The 18,337-nt window shown below is 57.6% G+C and carries 17 protein-coding genes and 1 pseudogene; 5 read left to right on the top strand and 13 right to left on the bottom strand.

The window, feature by feature from the left end; translation table 11 throughout:
• The 4 genes from TM5383_RS16735 to TM5383_RS17100 form a co-directional block, all read left to right on the top strand.
• On the top strand, positions 1 to 100 hold a 100-nt coding region (locus TM5383_RS16735; RefSeq protein WP_231725137.1), incomplete at its 5' end, for an ATP-binding protein.
• Positions 101 to 210: 110 nt separating this feature from the next.
• Positions 211 to 378 carry a hypothetical protein gene (locus TM5383_RS10900; protein ID WP_156415729.1) on the top strand — a complete coding sequence of 56 codons (168 nt, stop codon included), beginning with the start codon at positions 211 to 213 and terminating at the stop codon, positions 376 to 378.
• A gap of 203 nt (positions 379 to 581) precedes the next feature.
• The gene (locus TM5383_RS10910) at positions 582 to 1,262 is read left to right on the top strand and encodes a hypothetical protein (RefSeq protein WP_058319080.1); all 681 of its coding nucleotides are present in this window, start codon (positions 582 to 584) and stop codon (positions 1,260 to 1,262) included.
• A gap of 44 nt (positions 1,263 to 1,306) precedes the next feature.
• The gene (locus TM5383_RS17100; RefSeq protein WP_268807788.1) at positions 1,307 to 1,429 is read left to right on the top strand and encodes a hypothetical protein; all 123 of its coding nucleotides are present in this window, start codon (positions 1,307 to 1,309) and stop codon (positions 1,427 to 1,429) included.
• A gap of 65 nt (positions 1,430 to 1,494) precedes the next feature.
• Here TM5383_RS17100 and TM5383_RS10915 read toward each other — a convergent pair whose 3' ends face one another.
• From TM5383_RS10915 to TM5383_RS10935, 5 genes are all read right to left on the bottom strand, one after another.
• Entirely contained in the window at positions 1,495 to 1,797 is a 303-nt protein-coding gene (locus tag TM5383_RS10915; RefSeq protein WP_058319081.1) for a hypothetical protein, read from the bottom strand.
• A 286-nt stretch (positions 1,798 to 2,083) separates the two neighbouring features.
• Positions 2,084 to 2,704, bottom strand: coding sequence for a GDSL-type esterase/lipase family protein (locus TM5383_RS10920; protein ID WP_058319082.1), 621 nt, complete (start codon positions 2,702 to 2,704; stop codon positions 2,084 to 2,086).
• Positions 2,705 to 2,713: 9 nt separating this feature from the next.
• Positions 2,714 to 3,286 carry a TetR/AcrR family transcriptional regulator gene (locus TM5383_RS10925; RefSeq protein WP_082645464.1) on the bottom strand — a complete coding sequence of 191 codons (573 nt, stop codon included), beginning with the start codon at positions 3,284 to 3,286 and terminating at the stop codon, positions 2,714 to 2,716.
• A 138-nt stretch (positions 3,287 to 3,424) separates the two neighbouring features.
• A complete protein-coding gene (locus TM5383_RS10930) occupies positions 3,425 to 4,636 on the bottom strand; it encodes an iron-containing alcohol dehydrogenase (protein ID WP_058319084.1) in 1,212 nt (403 codons plus the stop codon).
• 61 nt (positions 4,637 to 4,697) lie between these two features.
• Positions 4,698 to 6,143, bottom strand: coding sequence for a coniferyl aldehyde dehydrogenase (locus tag TM5383_RS10935; RefSeq protein WP_058319085.1), 1,446 nt, complete (start codon positions 6,141 to 6,143; stop codon positions 4,698 to 4,700).
• 208 nt (positions 6,144 to 6,351) lie between these two features.
• On the opposite strand from TM5383_RS10935, the pseudogene TM5383_RS10940 reads away from it, so the two are divergent.
• Positions 6,352 to 6,942 (top strand): annotated as a pseudogene (locus tag TM5383_RS10940) (cytochrome b/b6 domain-containing protein); the annotation flags it as partial.
• Positions 6,943 to 7,083: 141 nt separating this feature from the next.
• Here the strand turns inward: TM5383_RS10940 and TM5383_RS10945 are convergent.
• The 8 genes from TM5383_RS10945 to TM5383_RS10980 form a co-directional block, all read right to left on the bottom strand.
• The gene (locus TM5383_RS10945) at positions 7,084 to 8,142 is read right to left on the bottom strand and encodes an acyl-CoA dehydrogenase family protein (RefSeq protein WP_058319086.1); all 1,059 of its coding nucleotides are present in this window, start codon (positions 8,140 to 8,142) and stop codon (positions 7,084 to 7,086) included.
• 3 nt (positions 8,143 to 8,145) lie between these two features.
• On the bottom strand, positions 8,146 to 9,333 hold the full coding sequence (locus tag TM5383_RS10950) for an acyl-CoA dehydrogenase family protein (RefSeq protein ID WP_058319087.1): 1,188 nt from the start codon (positions 9,331 to 9,333) through the stop codon (positions 8,146 to 8,148).
• Between the two features lie 16 nt (positions 9,334 to 9,349).
• A complete protein-coding gene (locus TM5383_RS10955) occupies positions 9,350 to 11,410 on the bottom strand; it encodes a 3-hydroxyacyl-CoA dehydrogenase NAD-binding domain-containing protein (RefSeq protein WP_058319088.1) in 2,061 nt (686 codons plus the stop codon).
• A gap of 45 nt (positions 11,411 to 11,455) precedes the next feature.
• Entirely contained in the window at positions 11,456 to 12,202 is a 747-nt protein-coding gene (locus TM5383_RS10960; RefSeq protein WP_143570335.1) for an IclR family transcriptional regulator, read from the bottom strand.
• Between the two features lie 8 nt (positions 12,203 to 12,210).
• Complete coding sequence (locus tag TM5383_RS10965) at positions 12,211 to 13,404, bottom strand: acetyl-CoA C-acyltransferase (protein WP_058319090.1); 1,194 nt, start codon at positions 13,402 to 13,404, stop codon at positions 12,211 to 12,213.
• A 249-nt stretch (positions 13,405 to 13,653) separates the two neighbouring features.
• Positions 13,654 to 16,698 carry an efflux RND transporter permease subunit gene (locus TM5383_RS10970; RefSeq protein WP_058319091.1) on the bottom strand — a complete coding sequence of 1,015 codons (3,045 nt, stop codon included), beginning with the start codon at positions 16,696 to 16,698 and terminating at the stop codon, positions 13,654 to 13,656.
• A 10-nt stretch (positions 16,699 to 16,708) separates the two neighbouring features.
• Positions 16,709 to 17,821 (bottom strand): efflux RND transporter periplasmic adaptor subunit, encoded by a 1,113-nt coding sequence (locus TM5383_RS10975; RefSeq protein ID WP_231725133.1) that lies wholly within the window; start codon positions 17,819 to 17,821, stop codon positions 16,709 to 16,711.
• Positions 17,818 to 18,303: a MarR family winged helix-turn-helix transcriptional regulator gene (locus tag TM5383_RS10980; protein ID WP_058319092.1), complete on the bottom strand. Its 486-nt coding sequence runs from the start codon at positions 18,301 to 18,303 to the stop codon at positions 17,818 to 17,820. Before TM5383_RS10980 ends, TM5383_RS10975 begins: the two co-directional genes overlap by 4 nt.
• Between the last annotated feature and the right edge of the window lie 34 nt (positions 18,304 to 18,337).

Here is an 18,337-nt window from a genome sequence, read left to right on the forward strand (position 1 = left end):
GCTGGACCGGCTGACACACCACGTCAACATCCTCGAGATGAACGGCGAAAGCTACCGCCTCAATCAAAGCCGCGCCCGCCTCGCCGCCGCTAACAAATGAACCTCACAGAATTGGCCTGACGGCCAATGCGCCTTGGACCGGGCTTGCTATATGAGGGCCGCACGCTCCAAGGCGCTCGCCCCAAACTGGCCGACTTTTGCTCCGCCACAATGGCCGAATTTTACTCCGCCGTTGACATCAACCTCACCTGGTACGAAGGCCAGCTGTGGCGCCTGTCCAAAGGTCAGCAGCCCAGCACCAAACTGCCGCCGAAGCTGGTGGCGGCGTCGATCATCTGGAAATCCATCGTGCGCCCGCGCCCGAAACTGCGCGCCTGATCTGAGGGGGCCAAAATGCGGTGGCATTATCCGGCACTGGCGGTTGTGTTTTTGTGGTTCATGGGTGGTAGGATCACCCATTTCATCGCGCCTGCGTTCTATGTGAACATTACCCCGCCGCTCCTACAGATGGATCGCCCGAGACCTCGGCATCTCCAAAACACAGTGCTGGCAATTGCAAAGAGACTAAAGGCCCAAGCCTCATGAAATTAGAACCTACTATTCAACAGATGTTAGACGACCTTGGCGACCACGGAGTGTATGCCGATGACATTTCGGCATGGGTTAGGGCCAACAAAGGGGGTATTCTTGAAGGTCAATTTTGGGAGCTAAACGACGATTTATGCGAGGGCATCCTCCAAGAACGATGGGGAGCTATGACAGACCGAGATAAACTTCGGCAAATCTTCGATATCATTCAGCTATGGCCCTGCTACTCGACCGCTTCATTTCTGCCAAGACTGTATAGGAGCGACCTAAGTACCGCGGCAGAAATCTATCTATGGCAAGAGATGTTGCAAGCGCTCGAGCATCACGACCGGCTGTACCGTGAAGCAATAGAGTATGTGCTATGGGTCGATTTCTTCGAAGACCAATCAATCTCGGCAAGAGCCTGGAACGGTTTGATGGTCGCTACTCCCGGCAAAAAAGCAAAAGCCCGTTTGCTGATTAACTCGGGCCCGGTACCATACATTGCAAAACGGCACCACTATCATGAACTCCTAGAAAATCCGGAAGACCATAAGCTTCTCGCAGAGTGTTTGGCTCGTTGTCTGAATGATGCTTACGGTGAAATTGATCGCGATGATGCTCAATACATTTTGCAGAGGCTGCGTATAGGATCAGATAACAAGTTCATGAGCTATCTAAAAAACAATCTATAATCCCTTAGCGCAGGATTTCGCCCCTATCCGCAACCGACCCCTACATGTCATTGAATCCCCATCTGTTTCCTGAGGTGACGGAAACACAGCTGACCCTGCGGTTGGTGGTGCAGGTGATCCTCTTGGCGATGATCTATTGGTCAACGCGAAACCGGCGTTGGCAGTAGAGCTGAGGGCACGGTGCCCTACGCAAACATACCCCCCAACCGGCCCCGCCGATTAGGGGAAGTGCTTATTTGATGCAGTATTTGCCGGAGGATTTGGTGCCGGACGGGCAGCTGCCCGATTTCACCATGGCAAAGCTGTCGCTGTCGCCAACACAGTACTTGCCCGAGGTTTTGAACCCTTTGGGGCAGGAACCCAGGCGCGCGATAGCAACCTTGCCAGAATTGGACGCGCAACTGCTGCCTTTGGCGCTGAAGCCTTTGGGGCAGCTGCCGTTTTTGGCAACAACAGTGGCAGCGGTTTGGGCGGTTGCAGCGGTGCTGAACACACAAGCGGCAATGGTCAGCGAGACCAAGTAAGTCTTGAACATAATATTTCCTGTTCTTTGAGATAGGGAGATAAAGGTCGTTCAGAATGAAAGCTGTGCGCATGTCCCAGCCCAACCCATCGCTGCGCCCAAGTGCGCAGCACGGTTTGCAGGCTGATCCGATTAATCCTTCAATCTAAATGTCTTCGCCTTTATGCGCACCGCAACATGGGCATAGGTAACGTTACGGCCAGCCACGATCATAGCGATCGATCCACCCAACATCACAATCAAACAACCCAGTTCCCACTGAGCGGCAAATCATCCGCTCACGGCCCCGCTGCCTGCCCTAGATCAGATCCGCTTCTGCCAGTGCAAAGCCCAGTTCACGGGTGGTTTCCTGTGACAGGTGAATGCCGTCAGCGTCATCTGTGGGTAGATAGGACGCATCAAAGAAGCCGCAGCCGATCTCCGCTGCCAGTGCTTTCACCATCGCGGGCAGGCGGGCGGCCTGTGTTTCGATCTCTTCAGACACTTCGGCGAAGGGATAGGGACTATCGCGCACCACGCGGGCCATTGGCGAGGCGATCAAAACCAGTTTCGGAATCGGCATCCCTGGTTCCACGGATGGCGATTGCACCACCTCGGCCAATTGGCGCAGACCGGATAGGGCGTGTTCTGCGGTCGCGCCTGGGACGGCGAAAAAATCATTGGTGCCCAGCATAATCATCACCGTATCCAGCGGCGCGTGCTGTTCCAGCATCATCGGCAGGGTGTCCAACCCCTTGCGGTAGGGGCGGCCGGGGAAATCATAGGCCGTCGTGCGGCCGTTCAGCGCCTCTTCCATCACCTCGGCGCCAGTGTGCTGCGCAAAGACCTTGGCCCAACGCCAATCTGCCCCATGCCGTTGCCGCGTGCCGGGGACCAGACCCCAGCTGAGTGAATCGCCAAAGCACAGAATGCGTTTCATAATCAGACCTCAATGACCGGCGGGATTGCCCTGCGTGATCGTACGGTACACACGATGCATGTCGGCGCAATAGCTGGCGACGGTTTCAGCATGGATGAGCGACCCGCGCGACGCTGTCACCATCACAAACGCAATGTCATCCGCGTGCGCCCGCGACGCGGCAAAGCCATGTTGGTGAAAGAATTGGGCCAGATTTTCCTCAAACACTGCGGGCCAGCGTTCGGGCGCTTTGGTGGCATGGCGCAGGGCGTCTTCCATAACCTCGGGGCCGTGGGGGGTGTTGGCAAAGGCAACGGCATCTTCGCCGATGCGTTCAAACACCGCCTCCAGCACGGCGACCGGTGTGTCGGTAGGGGCCGCGAGCATGGCAAACACCTCGCCATAGATGCCGGACATATAGGCCAGCAGGATCTGATCATAACAAGCCTCTTTCGAGCCGAACTTCTTATAGATCGACTGACGCGACAGGTCAGAGGCGCGGGCAATATCCTCCATCGAGGTTTTGCGGAACCCGTATTGGGCAAAGGCCATCATGATCCCTTTGGGGTCGATGCCTGGGATCTGGTAATTTTGGGACGTCATTTGGGGGTCTCGCAGATCTTGGGTCGTTAGGGTGTTGTGTATCCGCAGGCCCGCCAAGGCAAGATGCCAGAGCGCAGTGGCCTGCGAAAAGTCAGGTAGGAACGTCAGGCAGGGCGGCGAAAACCGCCCCGCAAAGGGTCAGGCAAAGACAATATCGCGCTGCCCTTCGGCGACCGAGGTAAGGATCTTGGTCACATCGGCGGGCTTCATCACCCGTGGCACAGCGTAGGACCGGCGCGCCTCTGCCAAAGCATCGCGGGTGATCTTGGCAAAGTCACTTGCCTGCAGATCCTCCAGCTTTGCGGGGATCTCCAAAGTGTCTGATAGATCATCCACACGTTTCACAAACCGCTGCGCCAATTCTGCATTGCTACCAGTGGCGGCGGGATCAATCCGGCGTTCCAGTGCCGCCAGACGGTCGGTCACTTTGGGCAGGTTAAAGCGCAGAACCCGCGGCAGGATCACCGCATTCGCAACACCGTGCGGGGTGTTGTAATGGGCGCTGATCTGGTGCGAAATGCCATGCACATAGCCCAGCCCCGCCTTGGTAAAGGCTGTGCCCGCCAGGAAAGAGGCCAACGCCACCTTTTCCCGCGCGGCCAGATCGTCACCATGATGGGTCGCGGTCGGCAGATAACGCATCAACAGGGCCACAGCAGTGGCGGCATCGCGATCCGTGTCGGTAAATGTGTTGGTGGATGTATAGGCCTCAATCGCGTGGGTCAGCGCATCCATACCTACCGCCGCCGTCATCGCTGGCGGCAGGGTTTTCAACAATTCAGGATCCAGCGCAGTGGCAATCGGGATCAGTTTCGGGCTGACGACAAACTGCTTTTGATGCGTTTCGCTGTCTGAAATGACTGCGGCCACAGTCACCTCTGAACCTGAACCAGAAGTGGTGGGCACTACGAAAAAGGGCAGCGGTGCCTCTTTGACCTTCAAATTGCCCGCCAGTTTCTGCGGCGGTTTTTTCGCAGCGTGCGTGGCGGCGATCACCTTGGCCGCGTCGATGGCAGATCCGCCGCCGATGACCAGCACGCTGTCGCAGTTGTTGTCACGGCTCAGCTTCAGCCCAGCCTCAACCACAGCAAAGGTGGGGTTGGGGATGATGCCGTCAAAAACGGTAACCTCACAGCCCTGATCCTTCAGGTAGGCCAGCAACCCATCCAGCATCCCGTTTTGCACAAGGAAACTATCAGCCACCAGCAGCGGGCGGCGGTAGCTGCTGTCGATCATAAATTCAGCCAGTTTGGTCGTCGATCCGGGGCCGGAAAACAGCACAGGCTTCGGGATCGGCATAAAGGTGGACACAAGGCGCAGGGCGTAGGAAATCGGGGTTTTCTTAAACATCGGAACTCTCCGGTCAAAGGGGGGCCGGTCGCCGCCCTATGGGGCGACCGGATCAGGTCGATCAGCCGATCTTGCGGAAGCGGTTGAACTGGAAGCGCATGAATGCGGTGTGCATACGGTTGCCCCACGGCTGGCGGATGTAGGAGGTCGGGTTAAAGCGCCCCTTCACCACCACGCCCTTCGCCTTGGAGAAGTTGAGGAAGCCTTCCTTGCCGTGGTAGTGGCCCATGCCCGACGGGCCAACGCCGCCAAAGGGCATGTCATCCACCGCCACATGGGTCATCACATCGTTGATGCAGACACCGCCGGAATGCGTAGCATTCAGCATGTGTTCCCCACGGGCATGATCCCAGTCGAAATAGTAGAGGGCCAGCGGACGCGGGCGGGCGTTCACATAGGCGATCGCCTCGTCAATCGTGTCATAGGGCACGATTGGCATAATCGGGCCAAAGATCTCTTCTTGCAGGACGCGCATGTCCTCGGTCACGTCGGTGACGATGTGGATAGGCAGTTTACGGGTGCCTTCAAAACTTTCGCCGTTTGGGTTCACCTCACGGATGGTAGCGCCTTTGTCGCGGGCGTCCTGCAGGTTATCCAACAGGCGTTCGCGCTGACGGTCGGTGATGATCGCGGTGTAGTCGTCGTTATCACGCAGGGTCGGATATTGCTGTGCCATCTCTTTGGCGAAGGCATCGGTAAAGGCGGTCAGCTTGGCGCGCGGCACCATGATGTAATCCGGCGACACACAGACCTGTCCGGCGTTCAGCCCCTTACCAAAGGCGATACGTTTGGCCGCCTCTTCAATCGGGAAGCTGTCATGGATGATCGCGGGCGATTTGCCGCCCAGTTCCAGCGTTACCGGCGTCAGGTTTTCCGCCGCAGCGCGCATCACGATTTTGCCCACTTGGGTGGAGCCGGTGAAGACCAGATGGTCAAAGGGCAGTTTGGTAAATTCGGTTGCAACCTCAACACCGCCGGTGTGAACGGTGACCTCTTCGGCGGTGAATGTTGCCTCGATCATCTCTTTCAAAACGGCACCGGTGTTTTCGGCAAATTCCGATGTCTTGATCATCGCGCGGTTGCCTGCAGTCAGCGCACCCACCAGAGGCGACAGGCCAAGGAAAATGGGAAAGTTCCACGGCACCACGATGCCAACCACACCCAGCGGCTGATAATGCACCTTGGTTTTCGACCCAAACAGCATCAGCGGCGTATGGCGGCGGGACTGTTTGGCCCAGCGTTTCACGTTCTTCTTGTTGTAGGCGATGCCTTCCAGCACCGGCAGAATTTCCATCAGCTCGGTCTCGGCCGAGGCGCGACCGGAAAAGTCGGCGTCAACTGCGGCGACCAGCCGGTCTTTATAATCAATCACTGCGTTGTGCAGACGGTTCAGGCGTTCAGTACGTTCTGCAATCGACGGTGCGGGGGCCTGCGCATAGGCAGCGCGCTGTGCGGCAAGGGTTTCGTTCAGGACTACGGCAATCGGATTTTGTGCATCAAGCGGCATGGGTTTTACCTTGGTTGGTTGTGTTCGTCTTGTGTTGTTATTTACATTTTGGGTTTTATTTGTAAACAATGTAAATATTCACAAGAACGTGAGTGCCCCGCAGGCCCAAGGCGCAGTGAACATGCCCTGCACCCTTGGCGCAGAGGAAAAAGCGTGCAAAATCATATGACGCCCTGACCTGTATGCTGGCTAAAGTGAGGTAAATCGCGTGCCCAATAGACCCCAAGAAAAAGAGCCCTTGCACACCGTTCGCCTATGGGATCCTGCCTTGCGGCTGTTTCATTGGGCACTGGTGGCCTGCGTTGTGACCGGTTGGGGCTTGGGGAAATTCGGGCCGGGAATCATGACACTGCACTTTTATGCGGGCTATGGGGTGATTGCGCTGCTGGCCTTCCGATTGATCTGGGGGCTGTTTGGCAGCTGGCCCGCGCGGTTCAGTGACTTTCTCTATGGTCCAGCTCAGCTGCTTGGCTATCTGCGACGGTTACCTCACCGCAGGCCCAGCCACTGGCCAGGACATTCGCCCATTGGCGGACTGGCGGTATTTGCTCTGCTGGCTGTTTTGGGGCTACAGGCAACAACGGGCCTGTTCACAGATCCAGATGATTTCCTGAACCGCGGACCATTGGCGGATTATGTCTCAGACGATTGGGTGGCCTTTGCGTCACATTGGCATGTCAAACTGGCAAAGGCAGTTTTAGCGTTGGTTGGGCTACATCTGGCAGCGATCCTGTTTTATCGACTGTGGAAACACGAAAACCTAGTCCCCGCCATGATCCACGGACGTAAAACCGTGCAGGGTGTCCTAACGCGGGATATTCCGGCTGATCGCATTCTGGAAACGAACACCCCCGCATCCCCCCCAACGCAGGACAGCACGCAAGAAAAAGACGGGACGCCATAGGCCCCCCGTCTGACTGTTTTATCTGCTGGCCCGCGCTTAGGCGGCCATCAAACGATATAGCTGTGCGTAACGATCGCCAAGTTGATGATCGATCATCGACAGGCGTTTGGCGTAGTGCGATCCGGGATATTCCCAGGTCATGCCAATACCACCATGCAATTGGATTGCCTCTTCGGCGATCAGATTGGCCGTACGTCCAATCAGGTTTTTCGCCATCGCAACGTATTTACCTGCCTCTGCCGTTTCCAGCTTGCTGGCTGCCAGAATGGTGATGGCGCGGCATTGTTCAATTTCAATCGCCATATCGACGGTGCGGTGCTGCAACGCCTGAAAGCTGGCAATTGGTCGGCCAAACTGCTTGCGCTGTTTGAGGTAGTCGACGGTCATGTCGGTCAGCACCTGCATCACGCCAACGGCTTCGGCACATAGCGCCAGACGACCAGCATCCAGCGCCGCCTCGATGATCGCGGTCGCATCTTCGGACAGGCAAGTGGCTGTGGTGTTATCCAAAATCACCTCACCAGCACCGCCACCGTCAATCATGGCATAGTCCAGCGTTTCCGCGTCTTTGGTCAGGAACAGGCCCAGACCAGCATCTGTTTTCGCCGCGACCAGCACCCCATCAGCACCGGGCAAGCCGTAGACAACAGATTTGCGTCCGTTCAACACCCACGCATCACCGGATTTGGTGGCCGTGGTCCGGATCAGATCCAGCGCTTCGCCCTCGGGTTCGAACACAGCCAACACCAAACGTTGCGCGCCGCCAATCTGGGCTTCGACCAGATCCTCGGCACCGCACTCCGCCGTGGCACGCACAGACATCATCGCGCCCAGCAAAGGTTCCACGCACAGGCCGCGGCCCACCTCTTCGAACACACAGGTCAGGTCGAAACCCGCACCGCCAAAACCACCCTTTTCTTCGGTGACAAAGGCACCAATCAGGCCCAGCCCCGCCAGTTCCGCCCATTTTTCGGTAGAATGATACGGCGCGGTATCAATAACGCTGTTGCGGAAATCAAAGGTGTATTGATCTGCCAGATAACGGCGCAGAGTGTCAGACAGCATCTGACGGTCTTCGGTCAGTTTGAAATCCATGGCTTAGCTCCGGAACATGTCTTTGGCGATAATGTTGCGCTGAATCTCGTTCGATCCGCCAAAGATCGAGAGTTTGCGGTTATTGAAATAGGCAGCGGTTGCCCCTGCTGCGTCTTCGGGCACAGACCGCGCGTTATCTGGCAATTCGTGCGCAGGGAACGGGGTTGCTGCGGCGCCAAGGGCGGTTTTGATCAGCGACTGAATGCGTTGACGAATGACCGTACCTTTGATTTTCAGCATCGAACTTTGCAAACCCGGCGCGGCCCCCTCTTTGGCCGCAGACAACATCGCAAGGTTCATCACCCGCATCGCCTCGAGGTCGATTTCCACTTCCAGCATCTCTGCGGCGAACAGCGGATCCTGCGACAACGGCCGCCCGCCCCGCACCAATTGCTGCGATAGGGATTTCAGCTTTTCCAAATCACGGGTCGATGTGCCCACGCCAGCGATATTGGTACGCTCATGGGTCAGCAGGTATTTGGCAATCGTCCAGCCTTTGTTTTCCTCACCGACCAAGTTCGACACCGGAACGCGCACATCGGTAAAGAACACTTCGTTCACCTCATGACCGCCATCCAGCAGCTTGATCGGGCGCAACTCGACACCGGGCGTGTCCATATCTACCAGAACAAAACTAATGCCTTCCTGCGGCTTGCCCTCGGTCGAGGTGCGCACCAAACAAAAGATCTTGTTGGCGTGTTGACCCAGCGTTGTCCAGGTTTTCTGGCCGTTGATCACATATTCATCGCCGTCCCGCACAGCGCGGGTTTTCAGGCTGGCCAGATCCGATCCCGCACCCGGTTCGGAATATCCCTGACACCACCAGTCCGAGCCGTCCAAAATACGCGGCAAAATCTCGGAACGCTGTGCATCATTGCCGAATTTCAGCAAAACCGGCCCCAGCATGTTCAGACCAAACGGCACAATGCGCGGGGCATAGGCCAATGCGCATTCTTCCTCGAAAATATGACGTTCTACCGCAGTCCAGCCAGGACCACCGTGTTCCTTGGGCCATGTCACAGCCAGCCAACCACGGGCATTCAACGCCGCGTGCCAGTCTTCCATGTCCTGTTTGGTCAACCCTTCGCTATTGCGGCCCTTGCGGGCGACTTCCGCAGACAGATTGTCGGCCAGAAACGCCTTCACGTCGGCGCGAAAGGCCTCTTCTTCGGGTGTGAAACGTAGTTCCATTTCCAACGCCTCCTTGTTAGTGATTTTTGTTCAGATCGTTAAAGGACTTGCCCGCAGCGACCAGTTCGCGCAGCAGCGCCGGCACCTGCCAGTAATGGGCATCTTCTTTGGCGTAGTTTTCGATCCGCGACAGGATCACATCTAGGCCTGTAATATCTGCGTACTGCAGCGGCCCACCCCAATGACGCGGGAAGCCGTAACCAAACAGGAACACCGCATCCACATCGATGGGTCGCAAAGCGATCTTTTCTTCGACCACGCGGGCGGCCTCGGCCACCATCGCAGCCATGTAGCAATCGACGATTTCCTGATCGTTGAAACTGCGGGCGGTGATCCCTTTTGCCGCGCGTTCAGCATCCGCAAATTCGGCAATCGCTGGGTTCACGCTGCGGGTTTTACCGTCATAGACATAAAACCCCTTGCCAGATTTACGCCCGAACCAGCCCTGTTCACAAACACGGTCGGCGATTTCAACATATCGCTCCTCCTCGGGGCGAGTAGGAGCCAGACGTTTGCGGGTGGCCCAACCAATGTCTTGCCCGGCAAGATCCGAGACCGCAAACGGTCCCATAGCGAAACCAAACGCCTCCAACGCGCTGTCGATCTGTTCAAACGGGGCGCCGTCCAGCTGCATATAGGCCGTGGACTTTCGATAGTACGCCAGAATGCGGTTCCCGATAAATCCATCACACACCTCGGAGCGCACCGCGATCTTGCGCAGCTTCTTGGCCAACTTGAAACTTGTCGCGACCACCTCTGGCGCTGTGTCTTTTGCGACCACAACCTCTAGCAAACGCATCACATGAGCCGGCGAAAAGAAGTGAAGCCCGATCACATCCTGCGGCCTTTTCGTGCAGGCCGCGATTTCATTCACATCCAGATAAGAGGTGTTCGAGGCAAGGATCGCCCCAGCCTTGCAAATCTGATCCAGTTGCCCAAACACATCGCGTTTAACATCCATGCTTTCAAACACGGCCTCGATCACCAGATCAACATCCGCCAATGCGCCCATATCAGTCGTGCATGTCAGCGTGGCCAATGTGGCCTCGCGCTGCTCAGCGCTCATCTTGCCACGCTTAACAGCCCCGTCGAGGTTACGGGCAATGGTTTCGCGGGCAAACTCAACCCGATCCGCCTGCATTTCGATCAACGTCACCGGCATACCTGCCAACAGCATCGCCGTCGCAATGCCTGATCCCATCGTGCCACCACCGATCACACCAGCCGTCGCTAGGTCACGCGCCTCGGCCTGTGCCTCGGGGATATGAGCCACGGCGCGTTCTGCGAAAAACGCATGTTTCATCCCTTTATGGGCATCGCTTTGCAGGGCTTCGACAAACAACGCTCTTTCTATCGCCAGCCCCTCTGCCATCGGTAGGCTACTTGCCTCTGCGGCCTTTAGCGCGCGGACCATCACCTCACCCTTGGCCTTGGCGCGGAAGCTGTCCAACTGCTCTTGGGTCAGGCGATTGGGCTGTGCGGCTGTCACGCGCGGGGTTAGGGTCCCATCCAGCACCTGCCGCGCTGCCTGACGCGCAACATCTTCGGGGGCGCCGTCCTGCAGATCATCTAACAGACCAGCCTCTAATGCTGCCTGCGCAGTAATCGGCTTGCCCGAGGTAATCATGCCCAACGCGGTCGCGCCATCGACCAGACGCGGCAATCGTTGCGTTCCGCCAGCACCCGGCAACAGTCCCAGATTGACCTCTGGCAAGCCAAGCTTCAGCCCCTTGATACCCACACGGGCCTGACAGCTCAGTGCCAATTCCAAACCACCGCCAAGTGTGGTGCCGTGCAGCACGCAAACGATGGGTTTGGCACTGGCTTCCAGCACATCACAAACCTCTGGCAACAACGGCAGCTTGGGCGGTTGACCAAACTCACGAATATCAGCCCCCGCCACAAAGGTGCGACCCGCAGCATAAAGGCCAATCACCTTAACCGCGTCATTGTCTGCTGCCGTTTGTACCGCAGCAACCAACCCTGCGCGCACATCAAACCCAGCTGCATTGACAGGTGGATTGTCGATCGCAACCAGAGCAATCGCTCCTTCAATGGTTATATGAACCGCTGTCATCACTCTCTCCTGCTCTGTAAATTTCGACCTTGATCCTGCGGCGGCCTATAGTTGCCCGACGCTCAACCGCAGGGTCTGAACCGTGTCGCGCAACTTTGGGCCCACGGTTTGTTCCAATGTGTCACCATCCAGCTGCGCCGCATTTGCACCGCATAGAAACGCCAAGGGGGCGGTGCCCGGTGTCGATTGAAACGGCACCGCACAGGCATTGACCGCACTGTTCCAACCCCCGAACGAGGTTAGAAAACCCTTCACCTCCAGTTGGTCGCGATCTGAAATGGCATCGGTCGCGGGATCAGCGGCCAAAATGGCACGGCCCGCCGCGCTGCTATCCAATGGCAGCCGGTGCCCCTCACTCAGCCATAGCGACGAGGCATCGCGCGGTCGCCAGCAGCGGGTCAACATAACCGCATCCCCATCCCGCATGCACAACGCCACCAATGCCCCGACCTCATCCGCCAAGGCCTGCATGATATTTTCCGCCATTGGCAGAAACGACAGGTTCGCCCGCGCTGTGTATCCCAGCGCCATAACAGCAGGCCCCAAACGGTAGGTTTCAGAAGGCAACTGTTCCAAGAACCCCATCGAGGTCAGCGTGAAGGTCATCCGCGCCACGGTCGACGGCGGCATCCCCGTGCGCCGCGCCAATTCGCGGTTCCCGACAGAGGCGTCACCAGGTTTGAACGCCTGCATAACGCGCAACCCTTTCGCCAGGGTCGATGCAAATCGGCGATCGCGCGTATCCTCATTCAGATCGGGTAGCTCGGATTCAGTCCCTATATTTTCAGACACAGCAGACCTCACGCATCTACGCGTTCAATCACCATGGCGATCCCCTGCCCGACGCCAATGCACATAGACAGACAGGCATAGCGACCACCGGTTTCCTCAAGATAACGCATCGCAGTCAAAATGATCCGCGCGCCCGACGCGCCCAGTGGATGCCCCACGGCAATCGCGCCGCCGTTGGGGTTCAAACGGCTGTCTTTGGGATCAAGGTTCAACTGTTTACAGCAGGCCAATGCCTGCGCGGCAAAGGCTTCGTTGATTTCAATCAGATCCATATCCGCCATCGTCAGGCCCGCACGCTCCAACGCTTTGGGAACGGCAAAGCCCGGACCAATCCCCATGATGCGCGGCGGCACACCCGCGATGGCACCCGAAACGATACGTGCCCGGGGCTGGGCACGCTCACTGCGCGCACCAATCATCAACATCGCAGCCCCGTCGTTCACCCCTGATGCGTTGGCAGCAGTTGTAACGCCCCCCTCAAAGAGGGTTCGCAGCGACGCCATTTTTTCCAGCGCCACGTCGGGACGGGGGTGTTCGTCCTCGCTCACCTGATGCACAGCGCCCTTGCGGCCCTTGATCTCGATCGGGGTAATTTCACCGGCAAAGAACCCACGCTGGCGCGCCGCTTCAAATTTGGTTTGCGAGCCAAAGGCAAATTCATCTGCCGCCTCACGGCTGATATCAAAGTCCGCCGCCACATTGTCAGAGGTTTGCGGCATTGAATAATCGCCATAGATCTTGGCAATCTGCGGGTTGGGGAAACGGGTACCGATAGTGCTGTCATACATTTCAGGCTGGCGACCCCAGGCACTGGCGGATTTGGCCACCACAAACGGCGCGCGGGTCATGCTTTCGACACCGCCCGCAACATAAAGCGGCGCCTCACCAACGGTAACAGAGCGCGCAGCGTCAAGCGCCGCCGACATACCAGACCCACACAGGCGATTGACCGTCAGGCCACCCAGTTCAATCGGCAATCCCGCCAGCAATGATGAAAAACGCGCAACGTTGCGGCTGTCTTCGCCGGACTGGCAGACGTTGCCAAGGATGACATCTTCGATTTCGCTGGCATCAAATTCAGACCGCGCAACCAGATCGGCCAATACTTTCGCTGCCAGATCATCCGGTCGCACCGTCGACAAACCACCTGCGTGGCGTCCAAACGGGCTGCGCAATCCATCATAGATATAGGCGTACAGCATGCTCATTCTCCTTCGTCCGCGTATTTCGACCCTGCTGATCAGGGCGCACCAAAAAGAATCCTGCGCACCCGATCGGCGGGTGCCCAATGCGTATCGTCAATATAGCAATGCGTCAACATGCGGATATGTGCTCCGCATTGCGGAACAACTAGATGGTATCATCACAAAGCGCAAGACCTCCTGCCCCACCCACGCAAAAAAACGGCGCCCGTTTGGGCGCCGCTTCAATTCATAGGGTCATGGTCTGTGTTACGCAGCCAAGGCCGCCAGCCTACGTTTTTCATCCTTTTTGAAGAAAATCGCGTAGAACACCGGCGCCGCCACCAGCGTCAGCACCGACGCAAAGGCCAGACCGCCCATGATGGTGATGGCCATCGACACAAAGAACGGATCGGTCAGCAACGGGATCATACCAAGGATCGTCGTCGCCGCCGCCAACGCCACAGGGCGCAGACGCGAGACCGACGCATCAACGATTGCCTGATCCAATGCCACACCCTCGGCGCGGACCAGATCAATCTCTTCCACCAGAACAATCCCGTTTTTGATCAACATCCCCGACAGCGACAACAGACCCAGCAGCGCGGTAAAGGAAAACGGCACGCCGGTCAGCAACAGCCAGAAGGCCACACCATTAACCGACATCGGCACCAACAGCCAAATGATCAGCGGCTGACGCAGCGCGTTGAACAGCAGGATCGAAATCAGCACCATGATCAACAACGCAATCGGCAACTGACGACCAAGGCTTTCGTTGGCTTTGGCGGAATCCTCATGCTCTCCGCCCCATTCCATCTTGTAGCCAGGAGGCATCGGAATATCTTCGACCTGCTGACGCAGCTCTGCAAACACCTGTGCCGCAGTAAAGCCCACAGGCACATCCACACCAACGGTGATCGTCGGCACCCGGTTCCGACGCTGGATCAGGGTATTTTGCGCTTCGAGGGTGAACCCATCAATGACCTGCTCAACTGGCAGAACGGCACCGGTAGGTGTGGCCACAACCTGATCCATCACACTCAACCCCGCGTCAGGATTTGTGCGCACGATGATAGGCAATTGGCGGTCACTTTCGCGATACACACCTGCCGTCACGCCATCTGTGGCAAAGTTGAACAGATTGGCCACATCATCACGGGTTACACCCGCCGTCTGCGCCCGTTCGGTCACGTAATTCGGCGTCAAAACCAGCTCCTGCTCACGCCAATTGGTACGGGGCAACAGGGCATTCGGCGTCGCGCCGGTCATCGCGGTCATCACCTGATCGGCCAGATCGCGCAGCACCTCTGGATCCTTGCCGGAAATCCGCGCCTGAATCTGGGCACCGCTACCGGGGCCGAACACCAGACGCGCCGACCGGAACTCGCCATCGGTCATCACCTCGGCGGCATAAGCATCCAATTCCGCGCGCAGCGCCGCGATCTGCGGTTCCGATTGCGTGCGGATCACCAGATGCCCATAGCCCGAATTGCTCGGCTCACTGGCGTAGGTCAGCAGAAACCGCGTCGCGCCCTGCCCGACAAAGGTTGCAACATCCACAACCTCTTCACGTTCCAGCAACCACTCTTCAAGCACGGCCATCTGTTCTGCGGTCGTGTTGATCGCCGTTCCCTGCGGCATGGTGTAATGCACAAAGAACAATGGCGTGTTCGAGTTAGGGAAGAACTGCTGTTTCACATGGGTAAAGCCGTAATAGCACCCCACCGTGACCACCAAGAGACCCGCAACGACCAACCAACGTAGTTTCAGAGCCAGCCGCAGCGACCATGCAAACATTCTGAACAACGGCCCAGAATACGCGTCCGCATTGTCTGCATGCCCCACCTTGAAGAAGTAATGCCCAAGCAGAGGCGTCGCCGTCACCGCCAGCACCCACGACAACAGCAGCGAAATCGCAATCACAGCGAATAGCGAGAAGAGGAATTCACCCGTCGCATCAGGGCTAAGGCCGATCCCGGCAAAGGCCATGATACCAATCACCGTCGCCCCCAAAAGCGGGATCTGGGTTTTGGCAGTGGCCTCTGTCGCGGCATCACGACTAGATTTGCCACGCAACATAGCGGTTTGCATGCCCTCGGCCACAACGATGGCGTTGTCCACCAGCATCCCCATCGCAATGATCAGCGCGCCCAGCGAAATACGTTCCATTTCGATGCCGAAAATCGCCATGAACAACAACGTGCCCACCACGGTCAGCAATAGCGTCGCCCCGACAACAATCGCGGCGCGCGGCCCCATAAACAGGCCCAGAACCACCACAACGATGGCCACAGACATGGCAAGGTTCCACAAGAACGCGGTCGACGCCTCATCCACTACGATATGTTGTTGATAGATCGGGTGCAGCTTCGCCCCGACGGGAATTTCCGCCTGCAGCTCAGCCAAGCGGGCATCAATACGGTTGCCGACCTCCACAATGTTTTCAGACGCCAGCCCCGCAATCCCAAGGGTAAAGGCATCAAGCCCGTCATGGCGAATGATCACGCCCGGGTCGACACGACGACCACGGCTGACATCGGCGATATCAACCAGGTTCAGCACCTCACCGCCAACCCCGATACTCAGCGCTGCGATTTCATCTACGCTGTCAGATCCTTCGGGTGTCTGAATGCGCACCTTGTTTCCATCCTGACGCAACGACCCCGCCGGCGCGACAGAGTTCGACGACGCCAAGGCATTCAGAATAGCCGCAGGCGAAATATTCTGGTTCTTCATCAGCGCGATGTCCGGTTCCACATAAATCGCTTCTTCCGGCAGGCCCATCAGTTCGACGTTCGCAACACCATCAACGGCCAGCATCTCGCGCCGCAGGAACCGCGCCAGATCGTGCTTTTCGGCGTCATTGAACCCTTCGGCGGTCACGGCAAAGAACACACCGAACACATCCCCGAAACTGTCGTTCACAATCGGTGTTCTGGCCCCCTGCGGCAGGCGCAATTGCGCGTCTTCCACCTTGTTGCGCAGTTCGGCCCAAACCTCAGGCAGTTCGGTGCCGTCATATGTCGGACGGATTTCCACATCGATGCGCGACACACCCGGGCGACTGGATGACGTAATACGTTCAACCTGCCCCATGCCCTGAATGGCGGCCTCCAGCGGTTCCGTCACCTCGATCATCACCTGATCAGCGCTGGCGCCCGGGTAATGGGTGACCACAACCGCGGTCTTGATCGTGAAGGCCGGATCTTCGAGCCGACCGAGCGAGAAGAAGCCCCAGATTCCGCCAAACAGGCAGACCAGCATCACGATCCATGTCGTGACCGGAGCGTTAATCGAAAAGCGTGCGATGTTCATGACGCGCCCCTTAGTCCGGGAAACCGACGAAACGGCGGACACGCTGACCATCCGTCAGCGATGGCAGGCCAGAGCGTACGATCAATTCACCCGGTTCCACACCGGACACCAGAACGATCTCGCCATCACGAGAGGTTCTGACCTCAACCCGACGCAACGCAACAGTGCCAAGCCCATCGGCGGACTCTTCGCTATCTTCGGATAGCGTAAAGACCATCACCTGCGGGCCGCCATCATTGGCCAGATCAATCGCGGTGGTTGGCAAAATCGGATTGCCACCGTCTTGGTCCACCGTTGCCAGAACGGTCACCGACGAACCCGGCAAAACAGTCAGACCAACCGGACGTTCCAACCCTAGCGTCAGCTGAAAGGTTTGCCCGATGGTAGACGCCTCGGCGACATATTCACGGATCGCCAATGGGTACAGCGTGTCACCTGTCGGGAAACGCGCGAACAAAGTGACGTTGGTATCCGTGCTGGCGCGCTGAAACAGCACTTCCGGCACATCAATTTCAATCCGCAGATCAGACATGTCATGCAAACGCACGATTGGCGCTCCCGCGCCGACAGTGGTGAAATTCGCAACATTGCGGGTTGCGACCAAGGCATCAAACGGTGCCGACAGGGTGGCGTGTTCCAGCGCATATTCCGCATTACGGCGTGCAATCCGTGCCAGCCCGACCTGCGTTTCAGTGTCCTGTACCGTCACCTCGGACACAACGGCAGACCCCGTCAGTCGATTGAAACGATCCAACCGGCGTTTGGCTTGATCATACTGCAGAGTCGCCTGATCCAACTGCAGGGAAAACAACTCCTCGTCCAGCTTGGCGATCAATCCACCTTTCGGCACGATCTGGCCTTCGATCACGGGAAATTCGACAATCTGCCCACCAACCTGAAACGCAAGGTCCACGGTTTGACGCGCCACTACCTGACCAAAGAACTGGCGTGTGATCTTACTGTCACCCCGTTCCAGTTCCATCAGCTTGACCGGACGGATGATTTCGGCGGGCGTTTCCTGCGCCTGTGCTGCGGGTGTCATCAACAATGCGGCCATCGCCACACCAAAGGCAGCGGCTGCGCGCCCTTTGCGCAGGGGGACAACATGAGAAAGGGACATCATTTGCGACTCCTGTTCGAGAGCGTTTCGTGCAAGTTTCTGCGCGCTTTGTCCGTCAAATCGGCAAAAGCGGCGGTTTCTGCGGCATCAAAGCCGGTGATCGCGTGAAAGACTTCGGCAGCCTTCTGCGCCATTTCGGCCCGTCTGGCGTGGCCTTTTTCTGTCAGGGTCAAAAGCCAGGCGCGCCGATCACTGGGATCGCGTTTTCTTTCTGCCAGACCTTCGGCCTCCAATAGGTCGACCAGCGCCGTCAGCGTCGAGGGCAACACATTAGACACCCGTGCCAGATCCCCCAGCCGCATAGGCGCATCCAAACGGATCACCAGACGCTTTGCCGGATCGGGCAGGTCCTTGGCGAAACTCATCTGCTCGACCACAGCCAACACCTGATTGTAAATCGCATCGACCCCTAGCAAGGCCCGAATTTCTGGACTGAGGGTCTGATCCTCGGTCGGATCATAGCTGGGAATTTGTTCGCAACCCATGAGACTCTACTGTTTGTTAACACGCGCCCTACTT

The sequence above is a fragment of the Thalassovita mediterranea genome (genome assembly GCF_001458435.1).
Taxonomy (GTDB): domain Bacteria; phylum Pseudomonadota; class Alphaproteobacteria; order Rhodobacterales; family Rhodobacteraceae; genus Thalassobius; species Thalassobius mediterraneus.